Origin of the sequence: Collinsella bouchesdurhonensis (genome assembly GCF_900155365.1) — a bacterium.
Taxonomy (GTDB): domain Bacteria; phylum Actinomycetota; class Coriobacteriia; order Coriobacteriales; family Coriobacteriaceae; genus Collinsella; species Collinsella bouchesdurhonensis.
In genome coordinates this window covers 68,308-86,638 of record NZ_LT699738.1, presented here as the reverse complement: position 1 = coordinate 86,638, position 18,331 = coordinate 68,308, and the positions used below count along the sequence as shown (strand labels likewise).

Below are 18,331 nucleotides of genomic sequence, written 5' to 3'. Positions count from 1 at the left end.
GAGGACATCATGGAGTCATTCACGTTTTTTGCCCCGACTCGCTTGCTATTTGGACCAGGCAAGCTCAATGAGCTCGGAGACCAGGAGCTGCCGGGCAAGCGCGCCCTTTTGGTTACCACGGGCGGCAAGTCCGTTAAGGCAAATGGCTATCTTGCGCGCGTGGAGGCTCAGCTCGACCGCGTCGGCGTAGAGCACGTCCTCTTTGACCGCATCGAGCCCAACCCCTTGCGCGACACCGTGAACGCGGGGGGCTGGATGGCGCGTGTGGAACACTGCGATTTCGTGCTCGCACTGGGCGGCGGCTCCGTTATGGACGGCTGCAAGGGCATCTGCGTGGTGGCGGCCAACCCCGGGCATGATGTCGAGGGTAACGAGGTCGCTGGTGACATTTGGGACTATGCCATGGGCGGTACCGCAAAGGGTCTCCCCATTCCAAACGATCCGCTTCCGTTGGTGTGCGTGATCACGACGGCGGGCACCGGATCCGAGGTCGATGCGGGCGCCGTGCTTTCTTGCGAGGAGACCGACGAGAAGCTTCGTTTGGGCAACCCTCGCCTGTTTCCAAGTCTTTCGGTGGTCGATCCCGAGCTCATGCTCACGGTCCCTTCGCACCTCACGGCTTTCCAGGGGTTCGACGCCCTGTTCCACTGCGTGGAGTGCTATATCAACAATGCGCACACTCCCATGGGCGATATCATTTGCCGTGAGGGCATCCGAAGCGCTGCCATGGCGCTTCCCGCCTGCGTGCATGACGGGTTTGACCTCCATGCGCGCACGCAGCTTGCCTTTGCCAATACCCTGGGCGGCTACGCTATGGTTTGCTCGGGTTGCGCGGGCTGCCACGGAACGGAGCACGCCATGAGCGCGCACCATCACGACCTGCCGCATGGGGCGGGCCTCATCATGATCAGCGTGGCCTATCATCAGCATATGATCGACGCCCACGTGTACGATGACCGCTATGTCGACATGGCGCGTCTGATGGGCAATTGGCTTGCCAGCAAGCCCGAGGATTTTATCGTCGAGCTGGAGCGCTTGATTGACGAGTGCAACATGGGCGACCTCAAGATGAGTGACTGGGGCATCACGCCCGACGAGTTTGATGCTATGGCGAGCAACGCTCTTGACACCAACGATGCCCTGTTTGCGCATGACCCGGCACAGCTCTCTCATGATGACGTGGTGAATATCCTTCAAGCCTCTTGGGTAGAGTAGCGCGCAAACAATCATCCTGCTGGGAGCGGGGAGATCTTCTCGGTTTTGGCTCAATGTGGCATAGCGAGCCTGTGGCGGCTGCCTCATGTGAGATAGAGGGGAATGCGTGTGAAAAAAGGTTACGCAACAAGACGCGGCAAGATTGCTGTCGAGGATGCTGCGGCGTACGTGCGTGACCTTGCTCAACGTCTGGAGGCGCGAGGAAGGCTGGGCGCGACGCGCTCGTTTATTCAGCACGGTGACGTCTCGGTGTATGACCATGTGCTTGCAGTGGCAAAGACGAGCATTTGCATGGCTCGTGTGCTTTCTCGTGTGGGTATAGCTGTCGACGTGCACGCCTTGGTGCGCGGCGCGCTTTTGCACGATTACTTTCTCTACGACTGGCATGATTCCGATCCGAGTCATCGCCTTCATGGGTTCAAACACCCCTTTTTTGCTCTTGAGCGCGCCGAAGAAGATTTTGACTTGACCCCCATCGAGCGCAATATCATCGCTCGCCATATGTTTCCCCTTGTGCCGATTCCGCCTGCGTGCCGCGAGGCGTGGATCGTGTGCTTGGCGGATAAGGCGTGCGCGCTGGGCGAGACGATTGACGGGCGTATTGGCGGCAGTCGCCAGGTAAAACGAAAGAGGAAGCGCGCATGAACGGTGCGTTGAGGCATACGATGGCGGCAATCACTTCCGCTGTTCTGGCTATTCAAGTTGCGATTTCCATTCCGGGCGCTCCGCTTTCGGCACTCGTGCTTTCCTTTATGGTGTATGGCTTTGCGGGATGGCTGTGGGAGTCGACGGTTTGCGCCATGCTCAACCACGGCTCGTTTTCCAATAGCGGCTTTTTGCTTGGGCCGTGCTGTCCTATTTACGGCGCGGGCGCGCTTGTCTGTTGGTTTGCGCTGCGCGGCATCGAAAACGTGCCGGTGCAGTTTTTGGCAGCGGGCGCGCTGTGTTGTTGTATTGAGTACCTTGTGGGCGTGATTCTCGAGGTCACGACCCATGCGCGTTTTTGGGATTATTCGGACATGCCGCTCAATTTTCAGGGACGCATATGCCTGTACGGCTTTTTGATGTTTGGCGCAGGGTGCGTGCTTATTTGTCGTATTGCCGAGCCGGCGCTCTTGGGGATGCTTGCATCGATGCCGGTGTGGGCGGTGAGGGCGCTTGCCTTGGCCGCGCTGACGCTGCTTGCGGTTGACGCGGTGGCATCGATGGCGAGTTTCCGACGTCTTTCCGACTCGCTGGAGGAGCTGCGCGGCGAGCTTGCCGACCGCATCAACGATTCGCTCAAAGACGCTTCCGATTCGCTGGTCGAGCGTATTCCGGAGACAGCCCTCGATTCTGCGCAGACGGCGCATGTGCGTGGCCGCGCCATCAATGGTTGGCTGCTCGAGATTTCCGACGCGGTGATGGATTCTTTGCGCGAGAAGGTCGAGATACCGTCGTTTATTGCCGACGGTGCCCGTGGTTTGCGCCTGGTTGCACAGCGCCTTGCAGATGCGGCGCCTCGTCCGCGCCTGTCTAAACGTTCGGTGCGCGCGATTGCCATTTCCAAACGCGACCTGCGCTTCTTCAATGCGTTTCCGCATTTGCGCATGATGAAGTACGAAGGCGTTATCAGGGCGACGAGGCTTAAGGCCCACGCCTACGCCCTCTTCCGCCGCAAGGGGCTGTAGCACCGCATCTTGCCCCTCAAGCCTGCGGGTGCCGCACGCAAGGCGTGCACCCTTGTCTTCCGGGGCAACCTGCGGCGCTACAGCCCCTTGTGGGCGTTGACAGTGCCGGTGCATCTCGGCCCTCAATCGTCGGGCGCCGCATGCTCGGTGCGGTGTCCTCTTCTTTTTGGTCGGCCTACAGCACTGCGGTACTTTGCGCACTGCTTGCCCCTCACAGAAGTGTGGCCGCCCGCCAGGCTCATTTGTCAGATAATGGATTGCATCGGTGTGCGCAGTTTGCTGTTGACGTTGACGCGTGAGCAGCGCATAACATTGCCGAATGATGCGAGGGCCCGTCAACGCATGGATGGGCATGGCGAGCGCGAAAGGGGAGGTAAAAGGCATTGCAGGACGTTATCGCGTATTTTTCGACGCATGGTGCGGACTACATCCAGATGGTGCTCGAGCACCTGAATGTCAGCATCCTTTCGCTTGCGGTGGCCATCCTCGTTGCCGTGCCGCTCGGTATCGCCTGCAGCCGGTCCCCGTTGCTCGAGAAGATCTCGGTTGGGGTCTCTGGTATCCTGCGCATCATCCCGAGCCTTGCTGTGCTCGTCGTTTGCGTGCCGATTTTGGGCACAGGGGTGCTGCCTGCGGTCGTGGCGCTTACCGTGCTTGCCATCCCGCCCATTCTCATCAATACGGCTCTCGGCTTTCGTTCGGTGCCCGTCGATGTCCTCGAGGCAGCGCGTGGCATGGGAATGGACGAACGTTTGGTCTTCTTCAAAATCAAGGTGCCGTTGGCGTTTCCCGTGTCCTTTGCGGGCATTCGCACAGCGGCTTCCGAGGTCGTGGCCTCCGCGACGCTTGCCGCCTATATTGGCGCGGGCGGCCTGGGCCAGATCATTTTCACGGGCCTTGGCCTCATGCGTACCGACCTGCTTGTTATCGGCGGCGCATCAGTTGCGGCTCTTTCCCTTTTAGTGGGTATGCTTCTCTCGGCAATCGACCGGCGGATGCGTCCGTACGAATTTGCCAAGCAATGACGGAGCACCAACGTGTCATGTCAAATCGTCTTGATATAGATCATTCAGAAAAGGAGATGCACATGTCTCAATCTATCGATTCTGCGCCGCCGATGCCTGGTGGCCTCACGCGTCGCCAGTTTGTTCGCGCCGTCGCGGCGGCGGCTCTCGCTACAACCGTTCCTGCCGCGCTCACCGCTTGCGGTTCCAAGGGCGCTGCCGGCACCATCACCGTGGGCTCCAAGGATTTTACCGAGGGCGAGATCATCTCCGAGATCTATGCCCTGGCGCTCGAGGACGCTGGCTTTACCGTCAAGCGCTCGTTTGACATTGCGGGCTCGGTGATCGCCACGGCACTCGAGAAGGGCGAGATTGACCTGTATCCCGAGTACACGGGTACGGCGCTGCTCACCGTTCTCAAGGCGGAGATGGAAACCGACCCCCAGGCTGTTTATGAAACGGTCAAGAAGCAGTACAAGAAGAAGTGGGACCTGGTGTGGCTCGATATGGCCGAGGCGGCCGACAGCCAGGCCCTGGTCATCACCACCAAGGCTGCCGAGCAGTACGGCATCAAGACTATCAGCGACCTGCAGGCCCATGCTTCCGAGCTGCGCTTCGCATCGCAGGGTGAGTTCGACGAGCGCTCGGATGGTCTGCCGGCCCTTGAGGCAGCCTACGGGGCTTTTGACTGGAAAGAGCACACGAGCTTCAACAACGGCCTCAAGTACGAGGTCCTCAGGAACGACGAGGCCGATGTCGCGCCCGTCTATACCACCGAGGGCCAGCTCGTGGACGACGCATTCACCCTGCTCGAGGACGACAAGCACGTGTGGCCGCCCTACAACGTGGCGCCCGTGGTGCGCGGCGAAGTCCTCGACGCCAATCCCGATATCGAGGACGTTCTCAATGCTGTGAGCAAGCAGCTCACCACGAAGGGCCTGACCGAGCTCAACGCCAAGGTCGATATCGACAAGCAGGATTACGAGGACGTTGCTGCCGAGTTTTTCGACAGCCTGTAGAAGTGAAAGATGCGAGCGCCGGGCTCCAACGGGGCTCGGTCGATTCCCTGAAGGAGTGCCGAGATGACCGCGGCCGTCGAATTCAAGAACGTGACCAAATGCTTTGCGGGCATGTCGCACCCGGCGCTCGACGACGTGAGCCTCACGATCGACGAGGGGGAGCTCGTATGCGTGCTCGGCACCTCGGGCGGCGGCAAGACCACGCTGATCAAGCTCATCAACCGCCTGCACGACGCCGATTCCGGCCAAGTGCTCGTGGAGGGCAGGGACGTCTCGACGGTCGACCCGGTGGAGCTTCGTCGAGGTATTGGCTACGTGATTCAACAAATCGGCTTGTTCCCGCACATGCGCGTGGGGGAGAACATCGCCACCGTGCCGCGCATCCTCAAGTGGGACCGAGCCCGCACCGCCGCGCGCGTGGACGAGCTGCTCGACCTTGTGGGGCTCGACCCGGGGGAGTTTCGCGATCGCTGGCCCTCTCAGCTCTCGGGCGGCCAGCAGCAACGCGTGGGCCTGGCGCGCGCCCTCGCCGCCGAGCCCAGGCTCATGCTGCTCGACGAGCCCTTCGGTGCCCTCGACGCCATCACGCGCGGTGATCTGCAGGACGAGCTGCTGCGCATCCATCGCGGTTCGGGCAAGACCTTCGTCTTCGTGACCCACGACGTCGCCGAGGCGTTCAAGCTCGGCACCAAGGTTCTCATCATCGACCGGGGCCGCGTCCAGCAATATGACACTCCCGACCGCATTCGCGAACAGCCTGCTACGGAGTTCGTACGGGCGCTGCTGAGCTCCGGCGTGGGCGGCGGGACATTTTGCTCTGTTGCCGGCAGGGACGGTGCCTGATGGGTGATTTTGTTGCATACTGGGCGAGCCATCAGGACAAGTTCATGGCGGCGCTCGGCGAGCACCTCGTTATCATGGGGGTTGTGCTTGCGTGGTCCCTCGCGGTGGCGGCGCTCGTCACCCTCGCGATCAGGCGCTCGCGCCGCGTCGAGGGCGCGGTCCTGCAGGTCCTCGGCGCGCTCTACTCCGTTCCCAGCCTGGCCCTGTTCTCGCTGCTCATCCCGCTCACCGGCCTGGGGCTTACGTCTGCCACGATCGTCATGGTGGCGTACAACCAGTTCCTGCTCGTGCGAAACATCGTCGAGGGGCTGAACGGCGTGGACCCGGGCGTGGTCGAGGCAGCGACGGGGATGGGGATGAGTCCGATGCAGGTGCTCCTGCGCGTCGAGCTGCCCCTGGCCTTTCCGGTGATCATGGCGGGCATTCGCCTTGCCGCGATCAGCACCATCGGCATCGCCACTATTGCGGCGACTATCAACGCCGGCGGCCTGGGGACTATCCTCTTCAGCGGTCTGCGCACCATGAACGTCTACAAGATCGTGGACGGGACTGTCCTGTGCGCGGCGGTGGCGCTCGTTGCCGACGTCGTTCTCAAAGGGATCGAGAAGCTCGTTACCAAAAGGATATCGCGATAGGGACCGGCGTTTGCGCGTTCGTCGCGTTTGATGGACGCGCGCCGGCGCAGTCTGCGAGGCCAAAAACGCACCGTTTCCATGATGCGTGCTGCCTCTGATGGGCGGCACAATCCTCGCTTCGACAACGAACTTCCTGATTTCAGTAGCAGTATTGCGTTTTGCTGAGTAGACGCCGGCTTTCTTTAACAAAACCCCAGTTGGCGCGAGATTAAAGGAGCCGGCTACTCGCGCAGTTGCAATACTGCTACTGAAATCAGGAAGTTCGTTGCGTGATGGGGCATAAAGGGCAACGTGGGCGGTGAAATAGGACCCGGAAAAGCCATGCTTGCCGTTTGCGCACCGCCCGCAACGGGGCGCACGGCCTTTCGGCGCACACCGCCGCTCGCCCATTCGCCCCGGGCACTTGACGCTTGACCTGCTGCGCTGCCTTATCGCGCCTTCTTTTCCGCTATGCTGGGAAAAACGCGCGGAATGGAGCCCGGTATGATCAAACTGTTCGCTTGCGACCTGGACGGTACGCTGCTCAATCTCTTTCATACTACCGACGATAAAATCCTCGCAGCGATTCGCGAGATCACCGATGCAGGCGCGCATGTTGCCGCAGCTACAGGCCGCACGAGCGTGTGGTACACCGACGGTGGTTTCGAGCCCGGAACCATCGAGGCGATTTGCGCCAACGGTTCTATCATTCGCGGGCGCGACGGCGAGGTCCTTAAGTCCTACATCGTGGACCCGGCGTTTTTGGAAGAGCTTATCCCAGCTTTTCCTGGCATTTGCTTTGACTGCGTGACGAGCGATTCGATTCTTTCGAGCAACACGCGCGAGGTGCGCGAAGCGGGTTTTGTGACCGACAGCCCCTGGCGCCGCATTCTCATGCGCGGCATGCGCGCAAAAGCTTCCTTTTTGGCGCACCACCGCTACGAGGTGCCACTCGCCGAGATCTTGCAGCACGATGTGTGCAAGGTAAACTGCCGCGTGCCCGATCCTGGCATGGAGCGCGAACTTCACGCGTTTTTGGCCGAGCACGCCGACACCGTGGTCAACGCCCCGTTTAATCCGGCGATGTTCGAGATAACCGACCGCGCCTGCAATAAGGGCGAGAGCGTGGCTTGGCTTGCTAACTATCTGGGCTTCTCTGAAGACGAGGTGGCAGTCTATGGAGACGGCGGCAACGACATCGTCATGCTCGATCGCTTTGAGCACGCCTATGCCACGAGCAATGGTTCGGATGCTGCCAAGCGTGCGGCTGGCAACGTCATTGGTAACTGCGCGGCTCATGCTGTGCCGCGCCATATGGTTGCCACACTTCGTAACGACCGCAACCGTACCGTGATTTCCTAGCAGTAGGGAGACAGCGGGTGTGCCGGGCGACGCGCTGGCCTGCCGCTTGGCGCGGCGGAAAAGCAGGGAATCGTCGGGCGCACTGGGCAACGACGCGCCAAACCTGTCGACTTTGTGGCGCGTGGAATAAAATACACACAGTGTGAAATAATACTCGGAGTGTGAAATAGCACCCGAGGAGGCCTATGCCGCAAACAGATTTTAAGTGCGACCCCCGATCTCTGCGTTCGCAGACGTCGCTTCGGGACGCACTTGTGCAACAGCTTGGGGCGGGCGAGGATCTGTCGCGCATCACGGTGGCGTCGCTTACCGATTGCGCGGGCCTGACGCGCCGCACGTTTTATAGCCACTACAAAGACATTCCCGATTTTATCCAACAGGTCGAAGATGCCATTATGGATGAGATTCGTACGCTCGTCCGCAATATCGGCGCAGCCACGCTGCCCGAGCTTTATCACAGCATCGACGAGCTGGAGCCAGCGCCCGGCGCGGTTGAGCTGCTCGAGTACCTGGCGGGCAATCGCGACCTCATCGGATCGTTGCTGGGCCCTGGCGGTGACCCTGCCTTTATCAAGCGCCTAATCGACCTTGCGCGCGACGAGATTTCGGGTCGCATGCAGACGGGTATTTTCCCTGCGCTCTTGGGGTCGTTTTTCGATTATTACCTGAGCTATGTGGTTACCGCTGAGGTGGGCGTGGTCCAGCGCTGGTTCGAAAACGGCCTGCCCGAATCGCCCAAAACCATGGCGCGCATCATGACGGTGATCGCCTTTGTGCGTCCCGGCGACCTGTATGGCCAGCCTATTGATATCAACGTGCCGGCATATGGCATGAAACTGTTGAATCTTCAGCTCGACGACACCGACGAGCGCAACGAGAGGGAGTAACCGATGAACGAAGTGAACGAGGAGACGAGCGAGATCCGTCCCGGCGTGGTTCCCGAGGGCGCCATCTACAACGCCGAGGCCGCGACTGGCCAGCTGCACCTGGGCATCGACGTGGGCTCTACCACCGTCAAGCTTGCCGTGCTGAACGACGAGAACCAGATTGTCTACGCCAAGTATCAGCGCCACCATACCGATGTGCGTGCCTGCGCGCGCGACCTGTTTGTGGGCGCTGCGGGCCTGCTGCCCGAGGCTCAGATGACCTGCGCCATCACCGGCTCGGGCGGCCTGCTGCTTTCCCAGTGGCTGGGCCTCGAGTTCGTGCAGGAAGTCATCGCCAGCAAGCGTGCCGTCGAGACGCTCATTCCCGCTACCGACGTCGCTATCGAGCTGGGCGGCGAGGATGCCAAGATCATCTACTTCGATAACGGCATCGAGCAGCGCATGAACGGCACCTGCGCCGGCGGCACGGGCGCCTTTATCGACCAGATGGCCACGCTTTTGCACACGGATGCCGCGGGCCTAAATGAGCTCGCCAAGCAGGCCACGACTATCTATCCCATCGCCAGCCGCTGTGGCGTCTTTGCTAAGACCGATGTGCAGCCCCTGCTCAACGAGGGTGCGGCTCCCGCAGACGTCGCTGCCTCCATCTTCCAGGCCGTGGTGACCCAGACCATCTCCGGCCTTGCATGCGGCCGTCCCATCCGCGGCAATGTCGCCTTCCTGGGTGGTCCGCTGCAATATCTCTCCGAGCTCCGTCATCGTTTCTACGTGACGCTTGAACTGGACGAGGAACATCGCATCGTTCCCAATAACGCCCACCTGTTTGTGGCCTCGGGTGCCGCGATGGCTCATGAGTCTAACAAGCTCTCAACGTTCCCGCAGCTTATCGATGCAATCGATGCCTTGGGTGACACGCAGGGTTCCGAGGTCGCGCGCCTGGAGCCGCTTTTTGCCACGCCTGCGGAGTACGACGAGTTCAAGAGCCGCCACGACAAGGAGGTTGTGCCCAAGGGCGACCTCGGCAATTACCAGGGCCGCGTGTTCATCGGTATCGACGCTGGTTCTACCACCATGAAGGCCGCGCTTGTGGGCGAGGACGGCCAGCTGCTGCATACCTGGTACGGTAACAACAACGGCGACATCCTGGGTACGGCCAAGGTCATCATGGCCGATTTCTACGAGCACATTCCCGCGGGCTGCACCATCGGCCACGTAACCACTACCGGTTACGGCGAGGCGTTGCTCATCGAGGCCCTCAAGGCCGACTCCGGCGAGATCGAGACGGTCGCGCACCTGCGCGGCTCCAAGGCGTTCTTGCCCGGCGTGCAGTTTATCCTCGACATCGGTGGCCAGGACATGAAATGCCTGCGCGTGCGCGACGGCGTGATCGAGCACATCATGCTCAACGAGGCATGCTCCTCGGGCTGCGGCAGCTTTATCGAGAGCTTTGCCGTGTCGATGAATATGGACGTGCGCGCCTTCGCGGCTGCGGCGGTGAATGCCAAAAACCCCGTCGACCTGGGCAGTCGCTGCACCGTCTTTATGAACTCCCGTGTGAAGCAGGCGCAAAAAGAGGGCGCTACCGTGGGCGATATCGCCGCCGGCCTCTCGTACTCCGTGATCAAGAACGCTCTGTTTAAGGTCATCAAGCTGCGCGACTCCAAGGAGATCGGCACGAGCGTGATCGTTCAGGGCGGTACCTTTATGTCTGACGCCACCCTGCGTGCCTTCGAGAAGCTCACGGGCGTCAACGCGGTTCGTCCCGACATCGCCGGCTGCATGGGCGCCTATGGTGCGGCCCTACTCGCGCGTGACCGCGCGGGCGAAGACGGCGTCTCCACCATTCTCTCTGCCGAGGAAGTGGCTGCCCTCACCGTCACGCAAAAGCATGCGCGCTGCGGCCGTTGCTCCAATAACTGCCAGCTCACCATCAACGACTTTGGCGGCGGTCGTCGCTTTATCACTGGCAATCGCTGCGAGCGCGGCGCGGGCCACAAAAAGAAGAAGAGCGAGGCCCCGAACCTCTTCAAACGTAAAAACGAGCTGCTGTTCGACCGCGAGTGCCTGGCACCCGAGGACGCTCCGCGCGGCACTGTGGGCATTCCCCGCGCACTCAATATGTACGAGAACTACCCGTTTTGGCATCGCTTCTTTACCGAGCTCGGCTTCTCGGTCGTGCTGTCCGACCAGTCCAGTAAAAAGACCTACGAGGCGGGCATCGAGTCCATGCCGTCCGAGAGCGTGTGCTATCCGGCCAAACTCAGCCACGGCCACATCATGAACCTGCTGGACAAGGACCCCGATTTTATCTGGATGCCCTGCGTGCGCTGGGAGCGTAAAGAAGATCCCACGGCGGGCAACTGCTACAATTGCCCGATCGTCATGAGCTATCCCACCGCGCTCGGCCTCAACATCGATGAGCTCTCCGAGCAGCACGTCGAGTTCATGTATCCCTTCGTGCCGTATCACGATAAGGTTGAGCTCAAGCGCCGCCTGTATCAGCTCATCGCTGTCGACCGCGTGGCCGATGCCGAGGCCGGCCGCGGCCGCGTGACAGGGCCTAAGATCACGCGTTCCGAGATTGACGCTGCCGTGAACGCCGCCTATGAGGAGGATGCTCGCTTTCACGAGGCCATCCAGACCATGGGCGAGGAGACCATCCATTGGATCGAGGAACACGGCGGCCATGGCATCGTGCTCGCCGGTCGCCCCTACCATAACGACCCCGAGATCAACCATTCGCTGCCCGAGCTCATCAGCTCCTTTGGCTTTGCCGTGCTCACCGAGGACTCGGTGGCACATCTCATCAAGCCCGAGCGTCCCATCCGCGTGGTCGACCAGTGGATGTTCCACTCGCGCCTCTACGCGGCGGCACGCTTTGTGACCATGCGCAACGACCTCGACCTCATTCAGCTCAACTCGTTTGGTTGCGGCCTTGATGCCCTTACCACCGACCAGGTGCAAGAGATCATGGAGGCATCCGGCAAGATCTACACGGTGCTCAAGATCGACGAGGTGTCAAACCTCGGTGCCGCGCGCATTCGCGTTCGCTCGCTCATGGCTGCCCTTAAGGACCAAGAAGCCGAGCGCCGCGCCGAGGCCGAGGCCGCGGGCGAGGCCTACAAGGTGGGCGAGGCAAGTCCGGTCGAGCCTTCGGACGAGCAGCCGGTCTTTGACACTCACAAGTACCGCATCGAGCCGCAACGCGAGAGCAAGTCCACGGCATGGGATAAGGTTCCGTTTACCGAGGAGATGCGCCGCGAGGGCTACACCATCTTGTGCCCGCAGATGGCGCCCATCCACTTTGACCTGGTCAAAGAGGTATTCCACGCTTATGGCTACAACCTGGAGCTCCTGCCTTCGACCGACCGCGGTGCCGTCGAGGCGGGTCTGCGCTATGTGAACAACGACATCTGCTACCCCTCGATCCTCGTGACGGGCCAGATTATGGAGGCCATCGAGAGCGGCAAGTACGACCTCACCAAGACCGCTGTGGTTATCAGCCAGACGGGCGGCGGCTGCCGTGCCACCAACTATATCGCGCTCATTCGCAAGGCGCTGCGCGATTCGGGCCATCCCGAGATCCCGGTCATCTCGCTTTCGGCCGTGAAACTCGACGAGAAGAATCCCGGTTTCAAGCTGACGGTTCCCATGCTCAAGGCTGCTGTCTACTCCATCCTGTTTGGCGACGTGATGATGCAGATGCTCTATCGCTGCCGCCCGTATGAGGTGACGCCTGGTGCTGCCAATGCGCTCTTTGACGAGTACATGGCGCGCGCCCGTGCACTGGCGCCCAAGTTCAATCGTCGCAACTTCACGCGTCTGGCGCGCGAGGCTATCGAGGCGTTCGATACCATGCCGCTTGAGGGCGAGGGGACCAAGCCGCGCGTGGGTGTGGTGGGCGAGATTCTCGTCAAGTTCCATCCCACGGCAAACAACCACGTGGTTGAGGTTATCGAAAACGAGGGCTGCGAGGCCGTGGTTCCGGGTCTGCTCGACTTCTTCCTGTACTCCATGAGCAATTCCAACCTGCAGAAGGACGAGCTGGGAAGCTCTGCCGTCACGCGTGCGGGCATGGATGCGCTCATTGGCATGGTGGACTGGATGCGCAAACCGGTGGAGGATCTGCTGGAGAAGTCCGATCGCTTTGAGGCTCCCGAGCCCATCAGTGCTATGGCGGATAAGGCTTCGCAGGTGCTGTCGCTGTGCAACAACATGGGCGAGGGTTGGTTGCTTACGGCCGAGATGCTCGACCTTATTGACCACGGCGCGCCCAATATCATCTGCACACAGCCGTTTGCGTGCCTGCCCAACCACGTGGTGGGCAAGGCGGTGATCAAGGAGCTGCGCCGTCAGCATCCCGAGAGCAACATCGTGGCGGTGGATTACGACCCAGGTGCCTCGGAGGTCAACCAGCTTAATCGCATCAAGCTGATGATCAGCGTGGCCAAGGAGAACATGCGCGCCGGCAAGGGCTTCGTGATGGAGCACATCGCCCCGCTCGAGATGGACGCAGTGGACTCCAAGTTCCGCCCGCACCATTAACCCGAATGTGACAAAAAGTCGACAGGTTTATTTTGTCACATTTTGCCGTTCACCGGTCGTTACCTGCCACTCGGCACATTGCCAGACCGCCGTGGGGTTGCCCACGGCGGTCTTTTTTACAGACAAAAGATAGCTAACAGATGTAACCGTTTCCCGATGACCCACCGCCGCTGGGCGAGGGGTGTCTTCCATGTATCGCCGCATCATTTTTAATGGTGTCTATTGCAAGGTTGCCAAGAGCAGAAGGAGACCCCCATGAGCTACAAGAACGTTTGCGTGGCCGGAGGCGGCGTATTGGGAAGTCAGATTGCGTTCCAAGCAGCGTATTGCGGCTTTGATGTCACTATTTGGCTGAGGAGCGAGGGCTCCATTGGCCGTACGCAGCCCAAGATCGACCATGTGCGCGAGGAATACGTCGCAGCTATCGAGGGTATGGCGGACGGTACGGGCGAGTGGTGCCCGGGCATTGCCGATAGCGATGAGCCGTTCGATAAGCAGGCGGCGCTCGATGCGGTGGAGCGCGCGTATAACTCGCTCAAGCTTGAGCTCGACCTGCCTGCCGCTGTGGCAGATGCCGACTTGGTAATCGAGAGTATGGCCGAGGACACGCAGGCAAAGACTGAGTTCTATCAAAAACTTGCGCCGGTGCTGCCGGCAAAGACGGTCGTGGTCACGAACTCGTCTACGTTGCTGCCCAGCACGTTTGCCAAGTACACGGGCCGTCCAGAAAAGTACCTGTCGCTCCACTTTGCCAATTCCATCTGGAAGAACAACATGACCGAGGTCATGGCACAAGCGCAGACCGACAAGCGCTATTTTGACGAGCTCGTCGAGTTTGCAACCGAGATTCGCATGCTCGCGCTTCCCGTCAACAAGGAAAAGAACGGCTATCTGCTCAATTCCATGCTGGTGCCATGGTTGCTTTCCGGCCTTGACCTGTACGTGTCGGGCGTCTCGGATCCCAAGAGCATCGACCTTGCTTGGACGCGCGGTACCGGCGCGCCCAAGGGTCCGTTCCGCGTGTTCGACACCGTGGGCATCCAGACGGCTTACAACATCGTAATGCAGTATCAGAAGGTTCCCGGCCTTGTGAGCCCGCTGCTCAAAAAGATGATGATGCCGTACAACTTCAAAGCCATGGCAGCCGTTCTTAAGAAGATGCTCGACGAGGGCAAGCTTGGCGAGTCTTCGGGCGAGGGTTTCTTTAAGTACTAGGTATGGGCTCCAAGGCGAGCATTCTCCCGCATATATGAAGCCAGGGTGAAAATGTGACAAATTAAACCTGTCTTGCTGGTGTTACGGAAGCTCGTTGCAGGCCGCCTCGATAGGGCGATCAACAAGGCCGGCATGCCGTCTTTTGGAACAGCATGCCGGCCTTTCTTTGTGCCGCTATAAAGCTCAGAGGGTGGTTGCTCGCCAACGCTTGCACGGCAGTTATGAAGCCTCTGTGAAAATGTGACAAAATAAACCTGTCGACTTTTTGTCACATCAAGATTCGGTGCTACGGCAGGCCGATCTGGTTGAGTTGACTTTTAAAAGTCGGCGTTGCCTACGGTGCGCGGGTGCGGCAGGACGTCGCGGATGTTGCCCACGCCGGTGAGGTACATCACCAGGCGCTCGAAGCCCAGGCCGTAGCCAGCGTGCTTGCAGGAGCCGTAGCGACGCAAGTCCAGGTAGTACTTGTACTGCTCGGGATTCATGCCCAGGTCCTTGATGCGGCCCTCAAGCAGATCCAGGCGCTCCTCACGCTGAGAACCGCCGATGATCTCGCCGATGCCGGGAACCAGGCAGTCGGCCGCGGCGACGGTCTTGCCGTCGTCGTTCATGCGCATGTAGAACGCCTTGATCTCTGCCGGATAGTCGGTTACGAAGGTCGGACGGCGGAAGTGCTCCTCGGTAAGGAAGCGCTCGTGCTCGGTCTGCAGATCGATACCCCAGCTAACGGGGTAATCAAACTTGTGGCCGGCAGCAACGGCCTCTTCCAAGATCTTGACGGCCTCGGTGTAGCTCACGCGGGCAAAGTCGGAGCTGGCCACGTGCTTCAGGCGCTCGAGCAGACCCTTGTCCACAAACTTGTTGAGCATATTGAGCTCGTCGGGGCAGGTGTCCATCACCTTGTTGAGCACGTACTTGAGCATAGCCTCGGCATTGTCCATGTAATCGTTGAGGTCGGCGAAGGCCATTTCGGGCTCGACCATCCAAAACTCTGCGGCGTGGCGCGTGGTGTTGGAGTTCTCGGCGCGGAACGTGGGGCCAAAGGTGTACACATCGCCAAACGCCATGGCAAAGTTCTCGGCATTGAGTTGGCCAGAGACGGTGAGGCTTGCGTGCTTGCCAAAGAAGTCCTGGCTCCAATCGACCTCTCCTGCGTCCGTCAGGGGCGGATTTTGGGGATCGAGCGTGGTCACGCGGAACATCTCGCCGGCGCCCTCGCAGTCGCTCGTGGTGATGATGGGCGTGTTCACGTAGACAAAGCCCTGCTCCTGGAAGAAGCTGTGGATGGCCGCCGCTGCGACGGAGCGGATGCGGAAGACGGCACGGAAGAGGTTCGTGCGCGGGCGCAGGTGCTGCTGCGTGCGCAGGAACTCGACGGTGGCGCGCTTCTTTTGCAGCGGATAGCTGGGGTCGGAGACGCCCTCGACCACAATTTCGGTCGCGGTGAGCTCAAAGGGCTGCGGCGCGTCGGGCGTGAGCTTAACCTCGCCGGTGCAGATGAGGGCAGCCGAGACGTTTTGATGTGCGATCTCGTCGTAGTTGGAAAGAGCATCGCGGTTCATGACAACCTGCAGGTCGGCAAAGCAACTGCCGTCATTTAGGGTCACGAAGCCAAAGTTCTTCATATCGCGAATGGACTTGACCCAACCGGCAACCGTGACGGTCTGGCCGCCAAACGCCTTGGCGTCGGCGTGAAGCTGGGCGATCTTCGTGCGTTTCATGCATCCTCCTTTAGGCACGATATACAAGGCGAAGTACCTGCGTTGCGTATCGTGCAAAAACCAATCAGCTCATCATTCTAGCAGGGACACCGCGTGCCGATGGCCGGGTTTGGCACGCGGTGTCCGTCGTGGCGATTTCGCGGTCAGCGCCGCTTTGCCTCTATTGCCCGCACAGGGCGCGGCGCACCATGAGGGCGTAGGCGTCCCTACCCGCGCTGGTGAGGTGAATGCCATCGTCGGCAAGATATTCGTCGTGCCCCTCGCTTGTGCCGTACCAATCGATGATGCCCACGTTGTCGTTCTTGGCGGCAAAGTCGCGGAAGACCTGGTTGTTGGGATCTTGCAGATCAAGGGGGCAGCGGATGGTAACAAAATAGAGTGGCTTTCCGCCCACGGCATCAACGAGCGCCTGTACCGTGGACGTGTCGCGAATCAGTCCATTTGTTCCCAGCGCAAACACCACAACGTCGGGGTCGTATCCGGTGGCGACATCTTGCGCGTAGACGTCTTGTCCTACAAAAAGCTGGCGACTTACCTTGCCATCGACATAGGCACAGGGCAGGTATTGTTGCAGCGCGGGTGCGGCTCCCTCGGTTACCGAGTCGCCAATATAGAGAACCTTGGCGCTGCAGGTGCCCTTGTTGGGGTCGAAGGTCCAGCGGCTGGGGTCGAGATTTTTAGGCACAACCTCGGCTGCGGGTTTAGGACTTTTGTCCTTTTCCTTCTTCTGTTTTGCGTCGGCCTCCTTTGCGTCTGCTTTGGAGGTTGCCTTTTGCTTGGGCGTCGCTTTTGTTTGTGCAAGCTCGGGGCGCAGCTTCTCCGCACGTGTTTGGGCAATATCGCCCCAGTTCACGGGCACGATGGCGAGCGCAAGCACCATTGCGCAGGCGACGACGCAAGCGATGCGCCTACTCGCGGCGATGGGCTTTTGCGAGGCAAAGGGCTGCTCAAACAGGCGATAAAACACCTCGGCCGCCAGCAGGATGACGACAATCTGGATAATCCATCCCCACCAGGGGAGCGCCTGGGTGCGCGTTGCTGGGTTCATGATCTCGAGCAGCGGGTAGTGCACCAGGTAGATGGAAAACGAACGGCTGCCCAGATAGACAAGCGGGGCAGACGAAAGCACGTGTCCGACCTTGCAATCCGGGTGCTGGACGGTGCAGATAAGCAGGCCGCAGACAAGCGCCGTCGCCAAAAAGCCCCCGCGATAAAGCCAGGTGTCCTGGCCCGTTGCCAGGATAAAGCCTACGAGGAGCGCAAAAAGCGTGACCTTTGCCACCGTGTCCACATGCCTGACCAAGTGGGCGCGCCCGGCAATCAGTCGCTTTACATAGGGAAAGCCCAGCGCGAGCTCGGCGCCCACGAGCAGCTCCGCCGCGCGCGTGTCGAGTCCGTAATAGACGCGTGCCGTGTCTTGACCGGGGACGAACTGCAGTGCCATGGCGATCGTAGAGAGAAGTGCCAGCGCGGTAACGCAGACCATGAGCGGCTTTCTTTTATGCGTGAACTTTGCCAGGCCCAGGAACACAAGCGGCCAGACGATGAAGAACTGCATGCTTACGCCCAGGTACCACAGGTGGGTGAGGGGCGAGGGGAGACCTGCGGCATCAAAATAGGAGACCTTACGAAAGATATAGGACCAGTTGCTTACAAACAGCGCCGAGGGCAGCGCATCGGCCTGCAGCTTGGGCAACAGGCTGGGGCTTGCAATGTAGACCGCAAGGGCCGTAAGCGCGATTGTCGCAAGCACGGGCGGCATAAGCCTGCGCAGGCGTTTGACCAGGTAGCGTTTGTAATCAAACGATCCGGTATCTTTAAGCTCGTGCACCATGCTCCGGGTAGCAAAGTAGCCTGCGAGTACAAAGAACAAGGTAACGCCCAAAAAGCCGCCGGAGAGCAGCGATGGACGCGTGTGGTAAAAGATGACGCCGATGATGGCGAGCGCACGCAGGCCATCAAGCGGAAGGATTCGCGAAGAAGGGGAAGCTGCCTTTTTCGCATGGGCCCCAGTATTTGTTTGCTTTGATTGCCAGGGGGCAAAGCCCTTGATGTCTTTTTTGCCAAATCGCTCGGCAGCCAGTTTTTGCTCTTTCGTCAATTCGGTACGACTCGGTTCCGTCGTCATGTACATCCATCCCCCTTGAGTTCATGAACTCAGTCTACACGGGAAGGCGAAGAGGTGCGCGCCCTTGCGAGAGACTCTGCAGAAGTTTGACGGCGATTGCTCAAATTG

Annotated in this window: 13 protein-coding genes; 11 read left to right on the top strand and 2 right to left on the bottom strand. The window is 60.1% G+C overall.

The window, feature by feature from the left end; all coding sequences use genetic code 11:
- The first annotated feature begins 9 nt into the window (after positions 1 to 9).
- From BQ9843_RS01015 to BQ9843_RS00965, 11 genes are all read left to right on the top strand, one after another.
- Positions 10 to 1,215 (top strand): iron-containing alcohol dehydrogenase, encoded by a 1,206-nt coding sequence (locus BQ9843_RS01015; protein WP_075843529.1) that lies wholly within the window; start codon positions 10 to 12, stop codon positions 1,213 to 1,215.
- A 108-nt stretch (positions 1,216 to 1,323) separates the two neighbouring features.
- Positions 1,324 to 1,860 carry an HD domain-containing protein gene (locus BQ9843_RS01010; protein WP_407641403.1) on the top strand — a complete coding sequence of 179 codons (537 nt, stop codon included), beginning with the start codon at positions 1,324 to 1,326 and terminating at the stop codon, positions 1,858 to 1,860.
- 20 nt (positions 1,861 to 1,880) lie between these two features.
- Positions 1,881 to 2,885 carry a putative ABC transporter permease gene (locus BQ9843_RS01005; RefSeq protein WP_075843670.1) on the top strand — a complete coding sequence of 335 codons (1,005 nt, stop codon included), beginning with the start codon at positions 1,881 to 1,883 and terminating at the stop codon, positions 2,883 to 2,885.
- A gap of 383 nt (positions 2,886 to 3,268) precedes the next feature.
- On the top strand, positions 3,269 to 3,910 hold the full coding sequence (locus BQ9843_RS01000) for an ABC transporter permease (RefSeq protein ID WP_075843528.1): 642 nt from the start codon (positions 3,269 to 3,271) through the stop codon (positions 3,908 to 3,910).
- A gap of 62 nt (positions 3,911 to 3,972) precedes the next feature.
- The gene (locus BQ9843_RS00995; RefSeq protein WP_230205516.1) at positions 3,973 to 4,908 is read left to right on the top strand and encodes a glycine betaine ABC transporter substrate-binding protein; all 936 of its coding nucleotides are present in this window, start codon (positions 3,973 to 3,975) and stop codon (positions 4,906 to 4,908) included.
- A gap of 63 nt (positions 4,909 to 4,971) precedes the next feature.
- Positions 4,972 to 5,751, top strand: coding sequence for an ABC transporter ATP-binding protein (locus tag BQ9843_RS00990; RefSeq protein ID WP_075843527.1), 780 nt, complete (start codon positions 4,972 to 4,974; stop codon positions 5,749 to 5,751).
- A complete protein-coding gene (locus BQ9843_RS00985) occupies positions 5,751 to 6,386 on the top strand; it encodes an ABC transporter permease (protein WP_075843526.1) in 636 nt (211 codons plus the stop codon). The genes BQ9843_RS00990 and BQ9843_RS00985 overlap by 1 nt, the downstream gene beginning before the upstream one ends.
- Positions 6,387 to 6,869: 483 nt before the next feature.
- Complete coding sequence (locus BQ9843_RS00980; RefSeq protein ID WP_022387007.1) at positions 6,870 to 7,727, top strand: HAD hydrolase family protein; 858 nt, start codon at positions 6,870 to 6,872, stop codon at positions 7,725 to 7,727.
- 185 nt (positions 7,728 to 7,912) lie between these two features.
- Positions 7,913 to 8,614 (top strand): TetR/AcrR family transcriptional regulator, encoded by a 702-nt coding sequence (locus tag BQ9843_RS00975; protein ID WP_075843525.1) that lies wholly within the window; start codon positions 7,913 to 7,915, stop codon positions 8,612 to 8,614.
- 3 nt (positions 8,615 to 8,617) lie between these two features.
- The gene (locus tag BQ9843_RS00970; protein WP_075843524.1) at positions 8,618 to 13,159 is read left to right on the top strand and encodes a 2-hydroxyacyl-CoA dehydratase; all 4,542 of its coding nucleotides are present in this window, start codon (positions 8,618 to 8,620) and stop codon (positions 13,157 to 13,159) included.
- A gap of 255 nt (positions 13,160 to 13,414) precedes the next feature.
- Entirely contained in the window at positions 13,415 to 14,374 is a 960-nt protein-coding gene (locus BQ9843_RS00965; protein ID WP_075843523.1) for a 3-hydroxyacyl-CoA dehydrogenase, read from the top strand.
- A gap of 317 nt (positions 14,375 to 14,691) precedes the next feature.
- Here the strand turns inward: BQ9843_RS00965 and asnS are convergent, their stop codons facing one another.
- Together asnS and BQ9843_RS00955 are read right to left on the bottom strand one after the other, a co-directional pair.
- A complete protein-coding gene (gene asnS / locus BQ9843_RS00960) occupies positions 14,692 to 16,095 on the bottom strand; it encodes an asparagine--tRNA ligase (RefSeq protein ID WP_075843522.1) in 1,404 nt (467 codons plus the stop codon).
- 160 nt (positions 16,096 to 16,255) lie between these two features.
- On the bottom strand, positions 16,256 to 18,223 hold the full coding sequence (locus BQ9843_RS00955; RefSeq protein WP_083647875.1) for an acyltransferase family protein: 1,968 nt from the start codon (positions 18,221 to 18,223) through the stop codon (positions 16,256 to 16,258).
- Between the last annotated feature and the right edge of the window lie 108 nt (positions 18,224 to 18,331).

Coding starts and splice junctions, on each gene's coding strand:
- BQ9843_RS01015 (WP_075843529.1), top strand. CDS start 10: ATGGAGTCATTCACGTTTTTTGCCCCGACTCGCTTGCTATTTGGACCA.
- BQ9843_RS01005 (WP_075843670.1), top strand. CDS start 1,881: ATGGCGGCAATCACTTCCGCTGTTCTGGCTATTCAAGTTGCGATTTCC.
- BQ9843_RS00995 (WP_230205516.1), top strand. CDS start 3,973: ATGTCTCAATCTATCGATTCTGCGCCGCCGATGCCTGGTGGCCTCACG.
- BQ9843_RS00990 (WP_075843527.1), top strand. CDS start 4,972: ATGACCGCGGCCGTCGAATTCAAGAACGTGACCAAATGCTTTGCGGGC.
- BQ9843_RS00985 (WP_075843526.1), top strand. CDS start 5,751: ATGGGTGATTTTGTTGCATACTGGGCGAGCCATCAGGACAAGTTCATG.
- BQ9843_RS00980 (WP_022387007.1), top strand. CDS start 6,870: ATGATCAAACTGTTCGCTTGCGACCTGGACGGTACGCTGCTCAATCTC.
- BQ9843_RS00975 (WP_075843525.1), top strand. CDS start 7,913: ATGCCGCAAACAGATTTTAAGTGCGACCCCCGATCTCTGCGTTCGCAG.
- BQ9843_RS00970 (WP_075843524.1), top strand. CDS start 8,618: ATGAACGAAGTGAACGAGGAGACGAGCGAGATCCGTCCCGGCGTGGTT.
- BQ9843_RS00965 (WP_075843523.1), top strand. CDS start 13,415: ATGAGCTACAAGAACGTTTGCGTGGCCGGAGGCGGCGTATTGGGAAGT.
- asnS (WP_075843522.1), bottom strand. CDS start 16,095: ATGAAACGCACGAAGATCGCCCAGCTTCACGCCGACGCCAAGGCGTTT.
- BQ9843_RS00955 (WP_083647875.1), bottom strand. CDS start 18,223: ATGACGACGGAACCGAGTCGTACCGAATTGACGAAAGAGCAAAAACTG.